Genomic DNA, 15,370 nt, shown 5'->3' with positions numbered 1-15,370 from the left:
TACGATATTTTTGGTCTTTTGATCATCGTTCGCTGAAACATAGAGTCGGTCATCAGGCAGTTGTGGAGAAGATTTCAGGATTCCCGCTTGCGCCCTGTTTGGAACCGGCTCATAAACAATTTTGAAAAGAAGATTGCAGGTTCTAAGTACAAATTCAACCGGGTAATGGCCACCAAAGCTCCCGATGGTAAGAGATGTGATTCACACTTTTGGACTATGCATGTGATTATGCATGTTTTGGCCCAAACATGATAATGCCCATGCCCGCAAGCGCCACCAGAGACCCTGCCACGTCCCATGCCGTTGGCCTGATGCCGTCGACAGCCCAGAGCCAGAGAATCGCAACAAAAATATAGACACCTCCATACGCGGCGTAGGTACGGCCTGCCGCTGTGGGATGGAGAGTGAGCAGCCATGCGAATAACGCGAGGCTTACGGCAGCGGGTATCAGCAACCAGGCACTCTGGCCCTGATTGAGCCAGAGATAAGGCAGATAGCAGCCTATAATCTCGGCAACAGCCGTAGCCAGGAAAAGAAAAAGGATCTTTAGTTCAAACATATCGGGCACCTCAACAATCACATCCGAACGACACCTCTTGCAAACAGAACGTATAAGCTGATCGCGGTGCAATGCGTACATTCAAAGTGATGAATAATGCACAACACTGACTGGCGCAATCTGCTATTTTTCTTTTACTCCCCTTTTGCATTCGCTTCTTGAACGGAACGCTTCCCTACCGCCTTGAAGAGTTCAGGTATGGCGATCGTATTCGACATGTTTGCGACAAAGTCCGGAATCAGACCGCCGGGATTCGTCAGCAGCGTGTAGGTTAACCGTGTGCGCATGCCGCCATCAAGCGGTGCCACAAGCCAGGAGCCTTCGTTAAGCTTGACACGCACGACCCCCTCGATCTCGGGTTGCACCTCGGGGACTGCCTCCCACTCAATCTTGAATACGCCACTGTTTGAGGCCGTGCCGCGTGTCATCCTGACCCTGAGTAGATAGTCGCGCTCACTGACGAGCGGCGGCGCTATACGCGCGTAAGTGACAACCTGGCTATTTCCCTTGCGGCTGAGTATGCGTGACTCCTCTACATAAGGCATGAAATCCGGGTAATGCTCGAAGTCGCTGAGAACATCAAAAACAACCTCTGGCCGGACCTCCACCTCGCCAGTTGCCACGATTCTACGACCCTCATCCACGTCTTTTATAAAAATGACCAGTTCGCTGGTACGATAAGCCTCCGTCCAGTCCGGCCCAGGGCTCTTCACGTCGAGCGCCTGCGCAGGTATGGCAGCGAATACAGCAGCTGCGGCAAAAACAGCAATGCAGCGCATGGAACTCCCGATAAATATTGGGTTGACAGCTTCGTCATGTGTAAAGAGTGCTTCTATTCGGCATCCGGCCGGTCTTTGGTCAGGCGAATACTACGGAACCAGCCGCCCGCCAGTACCGGCACATCCGTTTCCATTTTCAATTCAGGAACGCCTTCCAGCACCTCTTCAAATATAACATCGAGCCGTGTAACAATATGCTGCGACAGCAGATTCAGCGCTCTTCTCAGCCACGCGGTCTCACCCGGCTTGAGGAACTTGTCGAGTATCAGCACGTGGCCGCCCGGCTTCAGCACGCGCGCCGTCTCTCTCAAACATGAACGCGCATCGGGAACGATCGCCAGAATGAGATGCAACACCACATAGTCGAAGGAAGCGCCGGCAAATGGAAGCGCCATGCTGTCGCCACGAACGAGATTCAAATGCAGATTTCCGATCCGGGGTTTCGCGCGTTCCAGCATGGCGGCGGTAAGATCCAGACCGGTATAAGTATGGCCTGGGGGGAGATAGGGCAAGTCGAGGCCCGTCCCAATACCGCTGATCAGGATGTTGAGGCCACCTTGCCGGGACTGTTGCGGTAGTTGTGCCAGGCTTGCTGCACGCAGACCGGTGCCTGCAGCCGCTAGAAAAGCATCGTAAAGCGGCGCGATAATCGTGTAGGAATGGCGCAAGGACATGAGGGATTTTTTCCTAGCTTCGATTCCGCTTCCCGGCCGCAGCGGGCTTGGCAGGCTTGGCCGGCTTATTGGATCGCACTGGGCTCTGCGGCAGGATAGGCTGGGTACGATAGGCCCAAATAATCATGATTATTCCTGCGACAATCATCGGCAACGATAGCCATTGACCCATGCTGATACCGAGCGTCATTACCCCCATGAAGCCATCCTCCGGTTCGCGGAAAAATTCGGCGGCCGAACGAAATACGCCGTAACCGATAAGAAACATGCCGGACACTGCTGCGACCGGTCTCGGTTTCGCCGAATAAATCCATACCAGCACAAAAAAAGCCAGCCCCTCCAATGCAAACTCGTAGAGTTGCGAAGGATGACGCGGGAGGCTGTCCACGTTAGGGAAGATCATGCCCCAGGCGACATCGGTCGGGCGCCCCCACAACTCGGCGTTTATGAAATTACCGATCCGGCCGGCACCCAGGCCCAGCGGTACCAGCGGTGCAATGAAATCCGTTACGGCCAGCCACGGCAATTTATATTTTCGGGCCAGCAGCGCCATTGCGGATATTACGCCGAGAAAACCGCCGTGAAAGGACATTCCACCCTGCCAAACCGCAAGGATCTCCAGCGGATGCTGTAGATAATAGCCGAACTGGTAAAATAATACATGACCCAGGCGGCCACCCAATATCACACCCAACACGCCGTAAAACAGCATGTCGTCGAGCATGGCGCTTGTGAATACGCCTTGAGGGTTTTGCTTGATGCGATGGCGCCCCAGCAGGATGAACGACGCGAATCCGATGAGATACATAAGTCCATACCATCGAATGGCAAGCGGCCCGAGATGGATGGCGATGGGGTCGAACTGCGGGTGAACGAGCATGGGCTTCCGCTTTTTTGAGGTAAAATAACTGTTGATTTGGCGAGCGGACAATATAGCCGCTTCAGCGCGATAGCGGCGAAGGCCGGTATCCAAAGCGTACCATATAAAATTTATTTGCCGGCTGTATGGATCCAGCTAGCCATAATCACGAAACGGGTTTCTCTCCGGGCAATAATTATACATACGGCCAATCGCTATTAACCGCAGAAGACACATAAAAAGAACGCGCTTCTTTTTATCCCGGATGTTTCATAAATTCGCGTGATGATTGCGCAGGATTTTGTTTTGTAGGGAGATTTTGTGAAAGAGTGGCGTAGTTATTCATACGCCCGACTGAACGAAATTTTCATACGAAACAAAAGACCAGCAAGGGCGCGCGTCAATTTATGAAACATCCGGGTTATATCACCGATCAAGGTTAAATCACTTCCTTAATGCTCCCCCGCGACTCGGGGCTTTTCAAAGTTTATCAATATTCTCAAGGAGTATTCATGTCAGACAATCAACGCAGCCGCGCGATAACCCAGGGGGCGCAGCGTTCCCCCAACCGCGCCATGCTGCGGGCGGTCGGCTTCGGCGATAAAGATTTCGACAAACCTATCGTGGGCGTAGCTAACGGTTTTTCCACCATTACCCCCTGCAACAAGGGACTGAACGAGTTAGCTCTTAATGCCGAGCGTGCATTGAAAGAAGCGGGGGCGATGCCGCAAATGTTCGGCACGATCACCGTATCCGATGGCATCTCCATGGGCACGGAAGGAATGAAGTACTCGCTGGTGTCGCGCGAAGTGATTGCGGACTCGATCGAGACAGCGGTGCAGGCAGAAAGCATGGATGGAGTCATTGCGATCGGAGGTTGCGACAAGAACATGCCGGGCGCAATGATTGCAATGGCGCGAATGAACGTTCCCGCCATTTTTGTGTACGGCGGGACCATCAAGCCCGGCCACTACAACGGCAGGGATCTCACCATCGTAAGCGCCTTCGAAGCTGTCGGACAGTATACGGCGCACAAGATAGACGAGAAGGAACTGCTCGAAGTAGAGCGCCGCGCCTGCCCCGGCGCTGGTTCTTGCGGCGGCATGTTTACCGCCAATACCATGTCGTCAGCCTTCGAAGCGATGGGAATGAGCCTGCCTTACTCTTCCACCATGGCGGCAGAGGATGACGAAAAGTACGTGAGTGCCGCCCGCTCTGCGGAAGTCCTGGTGGATGCCATCAGGAAGCAGATCCGCCCACGCGACATCATCACGAGAAAATCGATCGAAAATGCCATCGCCGTGATTATGGCGGTGGGTGGCTCGACCAATGCCGTCCTGCATTTTCTGGCCATTGCCCATGCGGCGGAAGTAACGTTGACCATCGACGATTTTGAACGCATGCGCGGCAAGGTGCCGGTGCTGTGCGATTTGAAGCCCTCGGGACGGTATGTTGCCACCGATCTGCATAAAGCGGGGGGCGTTCCCCAAGTAATGAAAATGTTGCTTGAACACGGCCTGTTGCATGGCGATTGCGTAACCATAAGTGGCCAGACCGTGGCGGAAGTATTAAAGGATATCCCGTCGACGCCGCGCAAGGATCAGAATGTCATCCGGCAATGGGAAAATCCCATGTATGCGCAGGGTCACCTCGCCATACTCAAGGGTAATCTTGCCACCGAGGGCTGTGTAGCCAAAATAACCGGGGTGAAAACACCAAAGATTACCGGCCCGGCACGGGTATTCGAATCCGAAGAAACCTGTATGGCGGCCATTCTTGCACGGCAGATCCAGCCCGGCGACGTCGTCGTGATACGCTACGAAGGCCCCAAGGGAGGCCCTGGAATGCGCGAAATGCTTTCCCCCACCTCCGCCCTTATTGGAGAAGGTCTGGGAGATTCGGTCGGGCTCATCACCGATGGCCGCTTTTCCGGAGGTACTTACGGGATGGTGGTCGGCCACGTGGCACCTGAAGCTTTCGTGGGCGGCACTATCGCGCTGGTGCATGAAGGCGATTCCATTACCATCGACGCCGAACAGCGGCTGCTGCAACTCAACGTCTCCGGCGAAGAACTGTCACGGCGCCGCGCCGAATGGAAGCCGCCGCATCCGCGTTATACGCGCGGAGTCCTTGCCAAATATGCGAAATTGGTTTCGAGCGCCAGCCGAGGAGCAATAACAGATTAATCGCAAGCTTCTCCGCGTGGTCCAATTATCCTAAATCCGGTAGTTGGACGGGGGAAGTGTATGGTTTTTGGGGTGCAGGGCAAGGCGCAACGACGCGGAATGCGACCGCGCAGGGCGAAGCAGTGCCTTCCGCAGGAAGGTGCGACCCCGAAGCGGGATGCGGGCGCCCCCTTGCGTGTGGAGCGCGATCGCGGCATCCCCTGCGCTGCCCGATCCCCGCTGCGCGAGGCCCCCTCGGGCGACGCTTCGGGGCGCCGTTCCATTCCAAGAAGTTGCAACGCAGCCATGTGCCGCAAAACCGTGCAATTCACCCCGTAGCGCCCTCACCCGGAAGGTGAGCGTCAAATAATAAGAAATGTTGTTATTAATCATAACACTGATCTATTAAATGAGCGGTCAACTACCGGATTTAGGATTATCATGCTCAACCATCTCTCCGGTGAAACCAGTCCTTATCTGCTTCAACATGTGAACAACCCGGTGGACTGGTATCCCTGGGGAGAGGAAGCACTGGCACTCGCTCGTGCGCAGAATAGGCCGATACTGCTCTCGATCGGCTACTCGGCCTGTCACTGGTGCCACGTCATGGCGCATGAATGTTTCGAAGATGCGCAAGTTGCCATGGTGATGAACCAGCATTTCGTGAATATCAAGGTAGATCGCGAAGAACGTCCCGATATCGACCAGATTTATCAGATAGCCCTTTACATACTAACCCGGCGTAACGGCGGATGGCCGCTGACGCTATTTCTGACGCCGGATCAAAAACCATTCTTCGGCGGCACGTATTTTCCTAAAGCACCTCGGCACGGCCTGCCGGGTTTTCTCGATTTATTGCCACGCGTGGCAGAGGCATATCAGGTCCGAGGTGAGCAGATCGAGCGGCAAGGCGAATCGCTGCTGAAGTCGCTTGCCAACATGCTTCCGTCAGGAAACCCGGAAGCACCGGCATTTTCGGAACAACCGCTCGACCAGGCGCTGGCGGAGCTGGAAAACCGCTTCGATTCAGTCAATGGCGGCTTTGGAGACCCCCCAAAATTCCTCCACCCCACGGAACTGGAGTTTTGTTTGCGCCGCTACTTTGCCGCAGGGAATGCCCAAACCTTGCACATGGCATCCCATACCCTGCAAAAGATGGCGGAGGGCGGCATCCATGATCAGTTGGGCGGCGGCTTCTGCCGCTACAGCACCGATGAGTACTGGCATATTCCGCATTTCGAGAAGATGCTTTATGACAATGGACCATTACTGCGGCTCTATGCCGATGCGTGGCTCGCCACCCGTAATCCCCTGTTTGAACAAGTGGTGGAGGAAACAGCCGCATGGGTAATGCGGGAGATACAGTCGCAAGGGGAAAACGGAACGGGTGGAGGAACCATCGGTGGCGGTTATTACTCGACGTTGGATGCCGATTCCGAAAACGAGGAAGGCAAGTTCTACGTGTGGGACCGCGATGAGGTGGCGCAAACCGTGTCACCGGAAGAATATGCCGTGGTTGCGCCCTATTACGGCCTTTTGGATAACCCTAACTTCGAGCACAAGTACTGGAATCTGGAAATTGCACAGCCGCTTGCGGCCTTGGCTGTAAATGCCGGTATCAGCCAGGAGGAAGCGCAACAAAGGCTCGAGTCGGCGCGGAGCAAACTTTTCCGCAAACGGGAATTGCGCGTGCATCCTGGCCGTGACGAAAAAATTCTCACCAGTTGGAACGGGCTGATGATCAAGGGAATGGCGCGCTGCGGCCGTGTATTCGAGCGGGACGATTGGGTGCAATCGGCTACCCGCTCAGTTGATTTCATTCGCTCCACGCTATGGAGAGACAACCGCCTGCTTGCCACCTACAAGGATGGCAAGGCACATCTCAACGCATATCTCGACGATTATGCTTTCCTGCTGGATGGATTACTGGAACTGATGCAGGCTGAGTTTCGTCAAGCTGACCTGGAATTCGCCGTTGCACTGGCAGAGGTGTTGCTGGAGCAATTCGAGGACAAGCAGGCGGGTGGTTTTTTCTTTACCAGCCATGATCACGAAAAACTGATATATCGTCCCAAGCCTGCTCACGACAACGCCACGCCTTCAGGCAACGGCGTGGCAGCGCATGCTCTGCAGCGACTAGGGCATCTGCTCGGAGAATTCCGCTATTTGCAGGCAGCAGAGCGCACGCTGGGCTTGTTCTATCCCGCCATTTCCCACTACGCGAGTTCCTGTTGCAGCCTGCTGACGGCATTGGAGCTATCGCTGACGCCACCACAAATCGTCATCCTGCGAGGTCAGCGGCATGCGCTGGCAGAATGGAAAAATGCGTTGCGGTGCATTTCTCCATACACCCTTGTGTTTGCGCTGCCTTTGGAACTTGTCGGGCTACCGCCAAGTCTGAATAAACCTGTAGCAACGAGTAGTGCTGTCAACGCCTGGGTCTGCCACGGCGTTAAGTGTTTACCGGAGATATCTGACTTGCAGCAATTGCTGAGCATCTGCGAAATGAGGTAAGATAGGTCCGCCTTTCTAAAATTAATCAACGGATAAAGGAGCGAGAGTATGAAAGCTGTCTGGATAGGAATGGTTGCGGCATCAGCCCTGTTAATGGTAGGTACCGCGCAAGCAAACGCGGACCTGGCAAAAAGTAGTGGCTGCCTGAATTGCCACACGGTGGACAAAAAACTGGTCGGACCCGCGTTAAAGGATATCGCCGCCAAGTATAAAGCTGACCCGGCTGCCGCAGACAAGCTGGCAGTGAAAATACAGAAGGGAAGTCAGGGAGTCTGGGGTCCGATTCCGATGCCGCCGAATTCAAAGGTCAATGATGCCGATGCCAAAACCCTGGCACAGTTTATTTTGTCGCTCAAATAAACCCGGGTTAAGTTAAAAAAGCCGGCGCTTGATGTGCCGGCTTTTTTGTTTGCCATTGCGCAAGGCGGCGGCGTGGAGTAAAGATGCTTTCCTGCAATTTATTCCGAATTATAAAAAATGCTTTTGTGTGCTTGTTCATGGGTAACACATGAGCTGGTTCGCATCCAACCTGCTGAGTGCATTCCTGATGCCGCCGTTCAGCGTCATTCTTTTAGGCGCTGCAGGGATTTTGCTTCTGAAACGTAGGCCGGAGTTAGGTAAGCTTATGGTATTTTCAGCGCTGACCTTGCTTTATTTGCTATCCATTCCGTTCGTCGCCGAGGCCCTTCTGCAAAGACTGGAGACGCCGCCCGGACACAATCCCTTTGATAACGATGTGCAGGCAATCGTGGTACTGGGCGGCGGCACTTACTACCATGCGCCGGAATATGGCAGCGACACTGTCGGCCGCTATAGCCTGCAGCGTATACGCTACGCGGCGGAACTGCACCGCCGCACAGGCAAACCCATCCTGGCGACGGGCGGCACTCCGCTGGGAAGCGAATCATCTGAAGCGGCGCAAATGAAAGCGGTACTGGAAAAGGAGTTTCAGGTTCCGGTCAAGTGGACAGAAGGCGCTTCGCGAAACACCCGTGAAAATGCCTACAAGAGCTTCGTGATACTCAACAGGGACGAGATCAGGCGGATCGCACTCGTTACTCATGCCTGGCACATGCCGAGAGCGGCCAGGGAATTCGAACAGGCCGGCTTCAAGATTGTCCCTGCTGCGACTGCATACACTACCCGCTATAAAACGGATATATTCGCATTCATTCCCACGGCGGCCGCGCTGCAAAAAAGCAGCCTGTTCTTCCATGAAGTCATCGGCATAGCGTGGTATCGGCTGACGTCGGCTTCCGGGTAAACGTCGTTCTTCGAACGAAGCTGCGATTTACTCGTGCATGTTCGCAGCGCGCCGCAGTGCAATAAGCCAAGCGATTGCGTCGCTGATCAGCAACTTATGTTATTCGCTGTTGCCTGGAACCAGGATTAAAATAACACCCGGATACTTTTTGGAAAAACCAGCATGAAAACACGTATTAAATGGAACGATGGCATGAGCTTTCTGGCTGAATCCGGCAGCGGCCATGTCGTGCTGATGGATGGGCCACCGGAAGCCGGTGGCAGAAATCTCGGGCCGCGTCCGATGGAAATGTTGCTGATGGGGACCGGCGGTTGCGCAGCTTTCGACGTGGTACTGATTCTGAAAAAGAGCCGTCAGGATATCAGCGATTGCGTGGTGGAAATCGAGGCGGAACGGGCTCCGCAAGAACCCAAGGTATTCACCCATATTCATTTCCATTTTATCCTGACTGGAAAAAAGCTGAATCCCCAGCAAGTAGAGCGGGCGATCACTCTTTCCGCAGAAAAATACTGTTCAGCTTCGATAATGCTGGGAAAAACGGCGAAACTAACACACGACTTTGAAATCGTGGAGAGCTGAAGAGTCTTCGTTAAACCTGAATGCCGCAGGTTGGAAGAGCAATCGGAAGGGGTAGAGTGGGCCTCACCAAAAAGGTGAGGTTCATGAGCACAAAAACTCTTCCGGGTGATGGCGTTGAATTGATAAATGCGCTGAAAAATGAGCGGTCAACTGCGGGACGCAGTTCAAGCCTTTGGTTCAAACCCAATATGCCGTTTTCGTCATCACTTTAGAACCCAGCTTCATCATCAGCTTCACGGGCATGGGCAAATCCACGCCACCCTGCGACATGGCGGCGGTAGCGTGACCCGCTTCGTCGATTTGCATTTGTGCGACGATGGCGCGGCTTTTCCCGTCGTTATGCGGCAAGCGTTTTAAATGCCCAGCCAGGTGGGATGTCACCTGGCGTTCGGTTTCCGCAAGAAAACCAAGGTTCCACTTATCGCCGAGTGTGCCCGCCAATGCGCCCATGGCGAGTGATCCGCCATACCATAACGGATTCAGCAGGCTCTTGCGCCCGCTCAATTCCGCAATACGCCGCTCGGTCCAGGCAAGATGTTCGGTTTCCTCGCGCGCCGCCTGCGCCAGGGTATGTTGCACCTCTACGTTACGCGCAGTCAGCGCCTGTCCCTGATATAGCGCTTGCGCGCAAATTTCGCCGGTATGATTGATGCGCATCAGTGCGTTGGATTCACTTTTCTCCGAATCGCTCAATTCGACTTCGGGCAGCCCAGCTCCTGGAACGGGCCGCAGTGTTTGTGCCGGCGTCAACAGCGTGCGCAGTGCGTGATCGAAACCGATAATGAATTTATCCAGATTCGGCATGGCAGTCCTAAGCAAACGATACTAAATTAAATTCGAGAGGTTACATTCATCTGCCGCGCTATGAGCGTAACCGGATGCAACACTTCAATTACTGATCCGGCTTCGCGCAGCGCGCTTGCAACATGCATGGCACAACCTACATTTGATGTGGCGAGATAACGAGCCCCGCTTGCATTTACTGCGGCGATTTTATCATGCAGCAGCACTTTTGCCACCTCCGGCTGGTCGAGAAAATAGGTCCCAGCGGCACCGCAGCATTGATCGTTTCCAGCCAGCGGAGCGATCTGCGCGCCAGGAATGCGCGCGAGCAGCGCATAGGAAGAGGCGGAACCGCGCAACACATTGCGTAAACTACAGGGTTCGTGCACTGAGATTTTATGCGCCAATGGCGCAAGCGTTATGCCATCCCATCCCTCAGCTATTGCCAGAAACGCACTGATGTCCATGACTTTGGCCGAAAACCGCTTGCTCGGCAGCATGTCCCCGGCGCACCCGTTCCCGGCTTCCCATTCTGCCGCAGACTCTTTTGAGCCTGGCGATGGGGACAAAATGGAATACTCCGCCAACTGCACGCCGCAACCCGACGCCGTGCTGATAATCGCCTCCAGATTCAGCCCATCGAAAGCACTGATGTTCCGATGTGCAAGTTGCGCCGCCGTTTGCCTGTCACCGCTATGCTGGTGCAAAGCACCACAGCAGGTCTGCGCGGGCGGCACATGCACCGTGTAACCCAAACGATTGAGGACGACTATTGTCGCGTTGAGCGTTGCAATATCCGTCAGTCGTGCCACGCAACCGAGGAACAGGCCGACTTCTCCGCGTGGCTGTCCAGTAGCGGGATAAACTGCTTGCCATGATCCCGAGAAATTTGATCCACCGGGCAAAGAATAAGGCTTATCGATGCGCGGCAACTGCGCTTCCAGCAAAATCAGCTTCGTTTTTCCCAATAAACCGGACTTACGCAACAGCTTCTGCATACCGCTTCGCTGATAAAAACGTAAGAGGGGGCGCAACATATCGATACGCGTGGGTTTGCCGATTACTTCATGCTCTACCCACCGGCGAAACCAGGATTTTGGGGTCTGTGTACTTCCTCCCAGCGGTTTGGATGGGGATGCCATCATCGCACGGGTCCCGTCTATCAGTTGTCCAAAACGCACATGGTTGGGGCATACGGACTCGCAGGCGCGGCAGGTGAGGCACCGGTCAATGTGCAGCGCAAAGCGCTCGTTCATTGGAATACGCCCGCCGGCAACCCCACTCATCAGAGCGATGCGCCCTCGAGGCGAGTCGGCTTCCGATTGCGTTACGCGATAGGTGGGGCAATGCGGCAGGCACAGACCGCATGCAACACAACGGTTGGCTTCGGCGATCAGCGAATCCAGAGAAAAATCGGACGGAAGATCAGTGGGTTTCATGATCGCATCGACCCAAAAAAGGCCGTAGACACATTTTTCATGTTTTTGCTGGCGCTGCTGACATTCGGAGAGTCTAGCAGCCTGTCGGACTTAAAGGAAATCGGCTGCAAAAGCGTCTGACTAGTTCTTATCAGGCATCAATTACTGGAGAGAGCACGTGGTTTAGGACAACAAAACCACGCTACAATTTCCGAACCTCCATTTTTGATACACTGCCCCCTATCTTGGAAGCATTTTTTACCTCCACCGTGCTGGTAGCGCTGGCTGAGATCGGCGACAAGACTCAGCTTCTTTCATTTGTACTTGCAGCCAAGCTACGGCGGCCCTACCCGATAATGGCCGGTATCTTCGTGGCCACGCTATTCAACCATGCGCTCGCGGCGTCGGTCGGCGCATGGCTGGCGAGCCTGATCTCTCCTCAATTTCTCGGTTGGGTCGTCGGGCTATCGTTCATCGGATGCGGGCTTTGGGCGCTCAAACCAGATGCACTGGAAGGGAACCTGCGTTTTTTTAGCGCCGGGGCATTTGTCACCACGCTAATTGCTTTCTTTCTGGCGGAGATGGGAGACAAGACGCAACTTGCAACGGTGGCATTGGCCGCCCGCTATGATGCGCTGACAGCGGTTGTGTTGGGAACCACGCTGGCATGATGCTTGCTAACGCACCCGCCGTCTGGATGGGCAAGGTACTTGCAGACCGTATCAATATGACACTGATGCGATGGTTCGCGGCTGCGTCATTTTTGCTGCTGGGAATATGGTCACTGGCGGGCGGAACACCGCCTCATTGACGTACCATTGACATATTAATCCGGTCCGGTAATTCCGTATATGTAACGTTCGAGCTGATGAATAACGAACTCGCGCCCGGAAATGGCCTCCTTGACCAGATCGCCGATGGAAATAATGCCGACCACTGTATTGTTTTCAAGCACGGGCAAGTGCCGTACCCGTATCGCGGTAACCAATGCCATGCAGTCTTCAGCCGAATAGTCGGGGGTTACATATGCCACTTGCGAAGTCATGATTTCCTTAACCGGGATATCTTTCGCGGATCTATCCAGCAGGTATGCCTTACGCGCATAATCTCTTTCAGTGAAGATACCGGTCAGTTTTCCATCCTGCAGCACCAGCAATGCACCGATGTTTTGTGCAGCCATCAATTGCATGGCGTCGTATACGGATTTGTCCGGCTCGATGCTCGCATATTCGAATCCCTTGCCCTGCAGTAATTGCCTCACGGTCGCCACGGCATTCCCCTATTTGAGTTTCGAATGTTCGAAGATTTCTTTATCAGTTGAGTTAATCATAGCATGCGAGGAGAAAAACCTGGGCTGCTTCCCTACTTCGAATAGTGCACCTGGCTTGCGGACAAGGTAGCTGCTGTTGTTCGTAACCGCAGTGTTCCAGCCTCAGCGCGCATGCGCTACAACATACGGCTTTTATCCCCGCTGCCGAATCCAGTCAGTGACTGGTGGATATGCTTGCCGAATGCGATGACTTTAAACAGCTCACCCATTTCTGCCGGGCTCACCAGCTTTTGCAACTGGTTCGCCAGCGGTAGATAGTCCCTGGTGTTCTCCGCTCGGGTTTGCGCCAGAATCCCGGTTATCCCGCAGTTGATGAGAAAATATGCCTGGGTTGTATAACCCTGCAACTCCAGCCCCGAACCGATAGCGGCGCTGGCGACAGAACTGAAATCAACATGGCTGGTGATGTCCTGCAAACCCGGCAGATAAAAAGGATCGTCGTGGGCTAGATGGCGATAATGACACATCAATGTGCCGCAAGCTCGCTGGGGATGGTAATACTCATTACGTCCGAAACCATAGTCAATCAATATGATTGCGCCCCGCTGCAAAACAGCGGCGAGGCTATGCATGAAATGGCGAGCGGAAAGATTGATCTCGCTCACATACTCGCTGATATCGTTGCCAACACCACGGCTGACGTCGCCACTCGCAGCATCCGCCTGAGGATTCAATTCACGAGCAATCTCAAAAAGGACTCCCTCTACAAGAGGACGATCGCTCCATGCGAAATCGCCCCCTTTTATCATCACACCACGCTCGAACAGATCAGCTCCATGCCAGGCAACCAGATGTACCGGCATGGCGTCTAGTACCTCATTGGCAAGTATCAGCCCATCGAACGCGGGAGGCAAATGTTCCAGCCAGACAACTCGCGGCGCGAGATGCGGCGCGGCTCTCTCAAATAATTCCCGCTGTCGCTGTTGTAGTTCTGCACTGACTTCAAGAATAAAATACCGGCGGGGCAAGCTGCCGAGTTTTTCCAGTTCAAGCAGTAAATCGAGCGCGAGTTTGCCCGTACCCGCCCCGAATTCGAGAATATCCGCATGATCATCCACGAGTTCAAGAACCTGCGCAGCCTGCCGCGCCAGGGTTCTACCGAATAACGCAGAAATTTCCGGGGCGGTGACAAAATCTCCCGCTTCGCCGAATTTTGCCGCACCGCCGCTGTAATAACCCATGCTTGGTGCGTATAAGACTAATCTCATGTAATGTTCGAATGAAATCCAGCCGCCAGCGGCAGCAAGTTCGGCATGGATGAGTTCTTTCAAGGCACGGCTGTGCCGGAGAGCCGCTTCGCTCGGTATAGGGAGTGCCGGTAGTGGCTGCATTGGCTCTATGCTACTCTGTAATATAAGATCGTCTATCAAATGGGGGCATCGTCTTTCTCGCTAGCGGGAATCCAGCGATCTTCTGTAAGCTCTATTTGAGAACCGCTATGAATGATAAAAAATAGAATCGATTCGTAAGTGTAGAGGAGATAGCGATGCAAGGGAAAGTGATACTCGTCACGGGGGGCGCCAGACGCGTGGGTGCAGCCACCTGTCGCAGATTGCATGCGCAGGGCGCAAATCTGCTGGTACATTATCGCGCATCGGAGACAGCCGCTCGGGCCTTGCAGACCGAACTTAATCAGGCCCGGTCCGGCTCGGTGGCGCTGGCTCAGGCCGACCTGCTGGATATCAGGCGGCTGCCCGACTTGATCGACGAGACCATAAAGCATTTCGGAAAACTCGACGCGCTTGTCAACAACGCTTCCAGCTTTTTCCCTACTCCTCCGGGAGAAATCACGGAGGACATGTGGAATGATCTGATCGGCACCAATCTGAAGGTCCCTCTGTTTCTGTCGCAGGCGGCGGCGCCGCAACTCAGGGAACATCATGGCTGCATCGTCAATATTGTCGATATTCACGAGAAATGGCCGCTGAAAGGATACGTGGTGTACAACGCTGCAAAGGGCGGCCTGGCCTCGCTTACCCGATCGCTTGCGCAGGAGCTTGCGCCCGAAGTCCGGGTAAATGGCGTTTCTCCCGGTCCTATTTTATGGCCTGAAGAGGGTGAGTGGGCAGATGAAGCATCTCGCCAGCACATCATCGGCAGGACACTGCTCAAGCGAACCGGCGAGCCGGAAGACATCGCCAGAACGGTGGCTTTCCTGATTGCGGACGCGCCTTATATTACCGGCCAGATCATTGCCGTGGATGGAGGACGTAGCGTTAATCTGTAGGTAGAGACAAAGGCTGAGAGGAGGGTATAAAGCGCTTAATGGCTAAGTCGAGGATCTGGAGTGTCCTCTTGGGTTGACTAAGAACACTTTTACCCTTTCCATAAGGATATTAATAGTGCACATTATTTATCCTTCATGTAACCTGGAGTACAAAGGAACCCCACCGTTTATTTTCGATGCCACGAATGTTGGGGTTCATGCTTCACCCCAACCTACGGT

14 protein-coding genes and 1 pseudogene are annotated in these 15,370 nt (G+C 54.2%); 7 read left to right on the top strand and 8 right to left on the bottom strand.

Annotated elements, in window-relative coordinates; genetic code table 11:
- Window positions 1-226 precede the first annotated feature (226 nt).
- From BLP78_RS01800 to lgt, 4 genes are all read right to left on the bottom strand, one after another.
- Window positions 227-559: a YnfA family protein gene (locus tag BLP78_RS01800; RefSeq protein WP_090455852.1), complete on the bottom strand. Its 333-nt coding sequence runs from the start codon at window positions 557-559 to the stop codon at window positions 227-229.
- Window positions 560-693: 134 nt separating this feature from the next.
- Window positions 694-1,338 carry an SRPBCC family protein gene (locus BLP78_RS01795; RefSeq protein ID WP_090455850.1) on the bottom strand — a complete coding sequence of 215 codons (645 nt, stop codon included), beginning with the start codon at window positions 1,336-1,338 and terminating at the stop codon, window positions 694-696.
- A 53-nt stretch (window positions 1,339-1,391) separates the two neighbouring features.
- Window positions 1,392-2,012: a class I SAM-dependent methyltransferase gene (locus BLP78_RS01790; RefSeq protein WP_090455846.1), complete on the bottom strand. Its 621-nt coding sequence runs from the start codon at window positions 2,010-2,012 to the stop codon at window positions 1,392-1,394.
- Window positions 2,013-2,025: 13 nt separating this feature from the next.
- On the bottom strand, window positions 2,026-2,892 hold the full coding sequence (gene lgt, locus BLP78_RS01785) for a prolipoprotein diacylglyceryl transferase (protein WP_090456015.1): 867 nt from the start codon (window positions 2,890-2,892) through the stop codon (window positions 2,026-2,028).
- 491 nt (window positions 2,893-3,383) lie between these two features.
- On the opposite strand from lgt, the gene ilvD reads away from it, so the two are divergent.
- The 5 genes from ilvD (at window position 3,384) to BLP78_RS01755 (ending at window position 9,393) form a co-directional block, all read left to right on the top strand.
- Window positions 3,384-5,057 carry a dihydroxy-acid dehydratase gene (ilvD, locus tag BLP78_RS01780; protein ID WP_090455845.1) on the top strand — a complete coding sequence of 558 codons (1,674 nt, stop codon included), beginning with the start codon at window positions 3,384-3,386 and terminating at the stop codon, window positions 5,055-5,057.
- 420 nt (window positions 5,058-5,477) lie between these two features.
- Complete coding sequence (locus BLP78_RS01770; protein ID WP_090455841.1) at window positions 5,478-7,550, top strand: thioredoxin domain-containing protein; 2,073 nt, start codon at window positions 5,478-5,480, stop codon at window positions 7,548-7,550.
- A gap of 48 nt (window positions 7,551-7,598) precedes the next feature.
- A complete protein-coding gene (locus BLP78_RS01765; protein ID WP_090455838.1) occupies window positions 7,599-7,910 on the top strand; it encodes a c-type cytochrome in 312 nt (103 codons plus the stop codon).
- Between the two features lie 148 nt (window positions 7,911-8,058).
- Window positions 8,059-8,814 carry a YdcF family protein gene (locus tag BLP78_RS01760; protein ID WP_090455836.1) on the top strand — a complete coding sequence of 252 codons (756 nt, stop codon included), beginning with the start codon at window positions 8,059-8,061 and terminating at the stop codon, window positions 8,812-8,814.
- Window positions 8,815-8,976: 162 nt separating this feature from the next.
- A complete protein-coding gene (locus BLP78_RS01755; RefSeq protein ID WP_090455834.1) occupies window positions 8,977-9,393 on the top strand; it encodes an OsmC family protein in 417 nt (138 codons plus the stop codon).
- Window positions 9,394-9,570: 177 nt separating this feature from the next.
- On the opposite strand, the gene coq7 is transcribed toward BLP78_RS01755, so the two are convergent.
- Window positions 9,571-10,197 (bottom strand): 2-polyprenyl-3-methyl-6-methoxy-1,4-benzoquinone monooxygenase, encoded by a 627-nt coding sequence (gene coq7, locus BLP78_RS01750; RefSeq protein ID WP_025041298.1) that lies wholly within the window; start codon window positions 10,195-10,197, stop codon window positions 9,571-9,573.
- Window positions 10,198-10,223: 26 nt separating this feature from the next.
- Window positions 10,224-11,615, bottom strand: coding sequence for a (Fe-S)-binding protein (locus BLP78_RS01745; RefSeq protein WP_090455832.1), 1,392 nt, complete (start codon window positions 11,613-11,615; stop codon window positions 10,224-10,226).
- Window positions 11,616-11,836: 221 nt separating this feature from the next.
- On the opposite strand from BLP78_RS01745, the pseudogene BLP78_RS01740 reads away from it, so the two are divergent.
- Window positions 11,837-12,405, top strand: a pseudogene (locus BLP78_RS01740) (TMEM165/GDT1 family protein).
- A gap of 15 nt (window positions 12,406-12,420) precedes the next feature.
- Here the strand turns inward: BLP78_RS01740 and BLP78_RS01735 are convergent.
- Together BLP78_RS01735 and BLP78_RS01730 are read right to left on the bottom strand one after the other, a co-directional pair.
- Window positions 12,421-12,864: a CBS domain-containing protein gene (locus tag BLP78_RS01735; protein WP_090455830.1), complete on the bottom strand. Its 444-nt coding sequence runs from the start codon at window positions 12,862-12,864 to the stop codon at window positions 12,421-12,423.
- A gap of 176 nt (window positions 12,865-13,040) precedes the next feature.
- The gene (locus BLP78_RS01730; protein WP_090455828.1) at window positions 13,041-14,255 is read right to left on the bottom strand and encodes a class I SAM-dependent methyltransferase; all 1,215 of its coding nucleotides are present in this window, start codon (window positions 14,253-14,255) and stop codon (window positions 13,041-13,043) included.
- A gap of 155 nt (window positions 14,256-14,410) precedes the next feature.
- On the opposite strand from BLP78_RS01730, the gene BLP78_RS01725 reads away from it, so the two are divergent.
- Window positions 14,411-15,151: a pteridine reductase gene (locus tag BLP78_RS01725; RefSeq protein ID WP_090455826.1), complete on the top strand. Its 741-nt coding sequence runs from the start codon at window positions 14,411-14,413 to the stop codon at window positions 15,149-15,151.
- Window positions 15,152-15,370 lie beyond the last annotated feature (219 nt).

This window comes from Nitrosospira sp. Nsp1 (genome assembly GCF_900100985.1).
Lineage (GTDB): Bacteria > Pseudomonadota > Gammaproteobacteria > Burkholderiales > Nitrosomonadaceae > Nitrosospira.
This window is presented reverse-complemented; position numbering and strand designations above follow the sequence as displayed.

Excerpts from the sequence above, each read along its gene's own strand:
- BLP78_RS01800 (WP_090455852.1), bottom strand. The coding sequence starts at position 559 with ATGTTTGAACTAAAGATCCTTTTTCTTTTCCTGGCTACGGCTGTTGCC.
- lgt (WP_090456015.1), bottom strand. The coding sequence starts at position 2,892 with ATGCTCGTTCACCCGCAGTTCGACCCCATCGCCATCCATCTCGGGCCG.
- BLP78_RS01795 (WP_090455850.1), bottom strand. The coding sequence starts at position 1,338 with ATGCGCTGCATTGCTGTTTTTGCCGCAGCTGCTGTATTCGCTGCCATA.
- ilvD (WP_090455845.1), top strand. The coding sequence starts at position 3,384 with ATGTCAGACAATCAACGCAGCCGCGCGATAACCCAGGGGGCGCAGCGT.
- coq7 (WP_025041298.1), bottom strand. The coding sequence starts at position 10,197 with ATGCCGAATCTGGATAAATTCATTATCGGTTTCGATCACGCACTGCGC.
- BLP78_RS01745 (WP_090455832.1), bottom strand. The coding sequence starts at position 11,615 with ATGAAACCCACTGATCTTCCGTCCGATTTTTCTCTGGATTCGCTGATC.
- BLP78_RS01770 (WP_090455841.1), top strand. The coding sequence starts at position 5,478 with ATGCTCAACCATCTCTCCGGTGAAACCAGTCCTTATCTGCTTCAACAT.
- BLP78_RS01765 (WP_090455838.1), top strand. The coding sequence starts at position 7,599 with ATGAAAGCTGTCTGGATAGGAATGGTTGCGGCATCAGCCCTGTTAATG.
- BLP78_RS01760 (WP_090455836.1), top strand. The coding sequence starts at position 8,059 with ATGAGCTGGTTCGCATCCAACCTGCTGAGTGCATTCCTGATGCCGCCG.
- BLP78_RS01730 (WP_090455828.1), bottom strand. The coding sequence starts at position 14,255 with ATGCAGCCACTACCGGCACTCCCTATACCGAGCGAAGCGGCTCTCCGG.
- BLP78_RS01755 (WP_090455834.1), top strand. The coding sequence starts at position 8,977 with ATGAAAACACGTATTAAATGGAACGATGGCATGAGCTTTCTGGCTGAA.
- BLP78_RS01790 (WP_090455846.1), bottom strand. The coding sequence starts at position 2,012 with ATGTCCTTGCGCCATTCCTACACGATTATCGCGCCGCTTTACGATGCT.
- BLP78_RS01725 (WP_090455826.1), top strand. The coding sequence starts at position 14,411 with ATGCAAGGGAAAGTGATACTCGTCACGGGGGGCGCCAGACGCGTGGGT.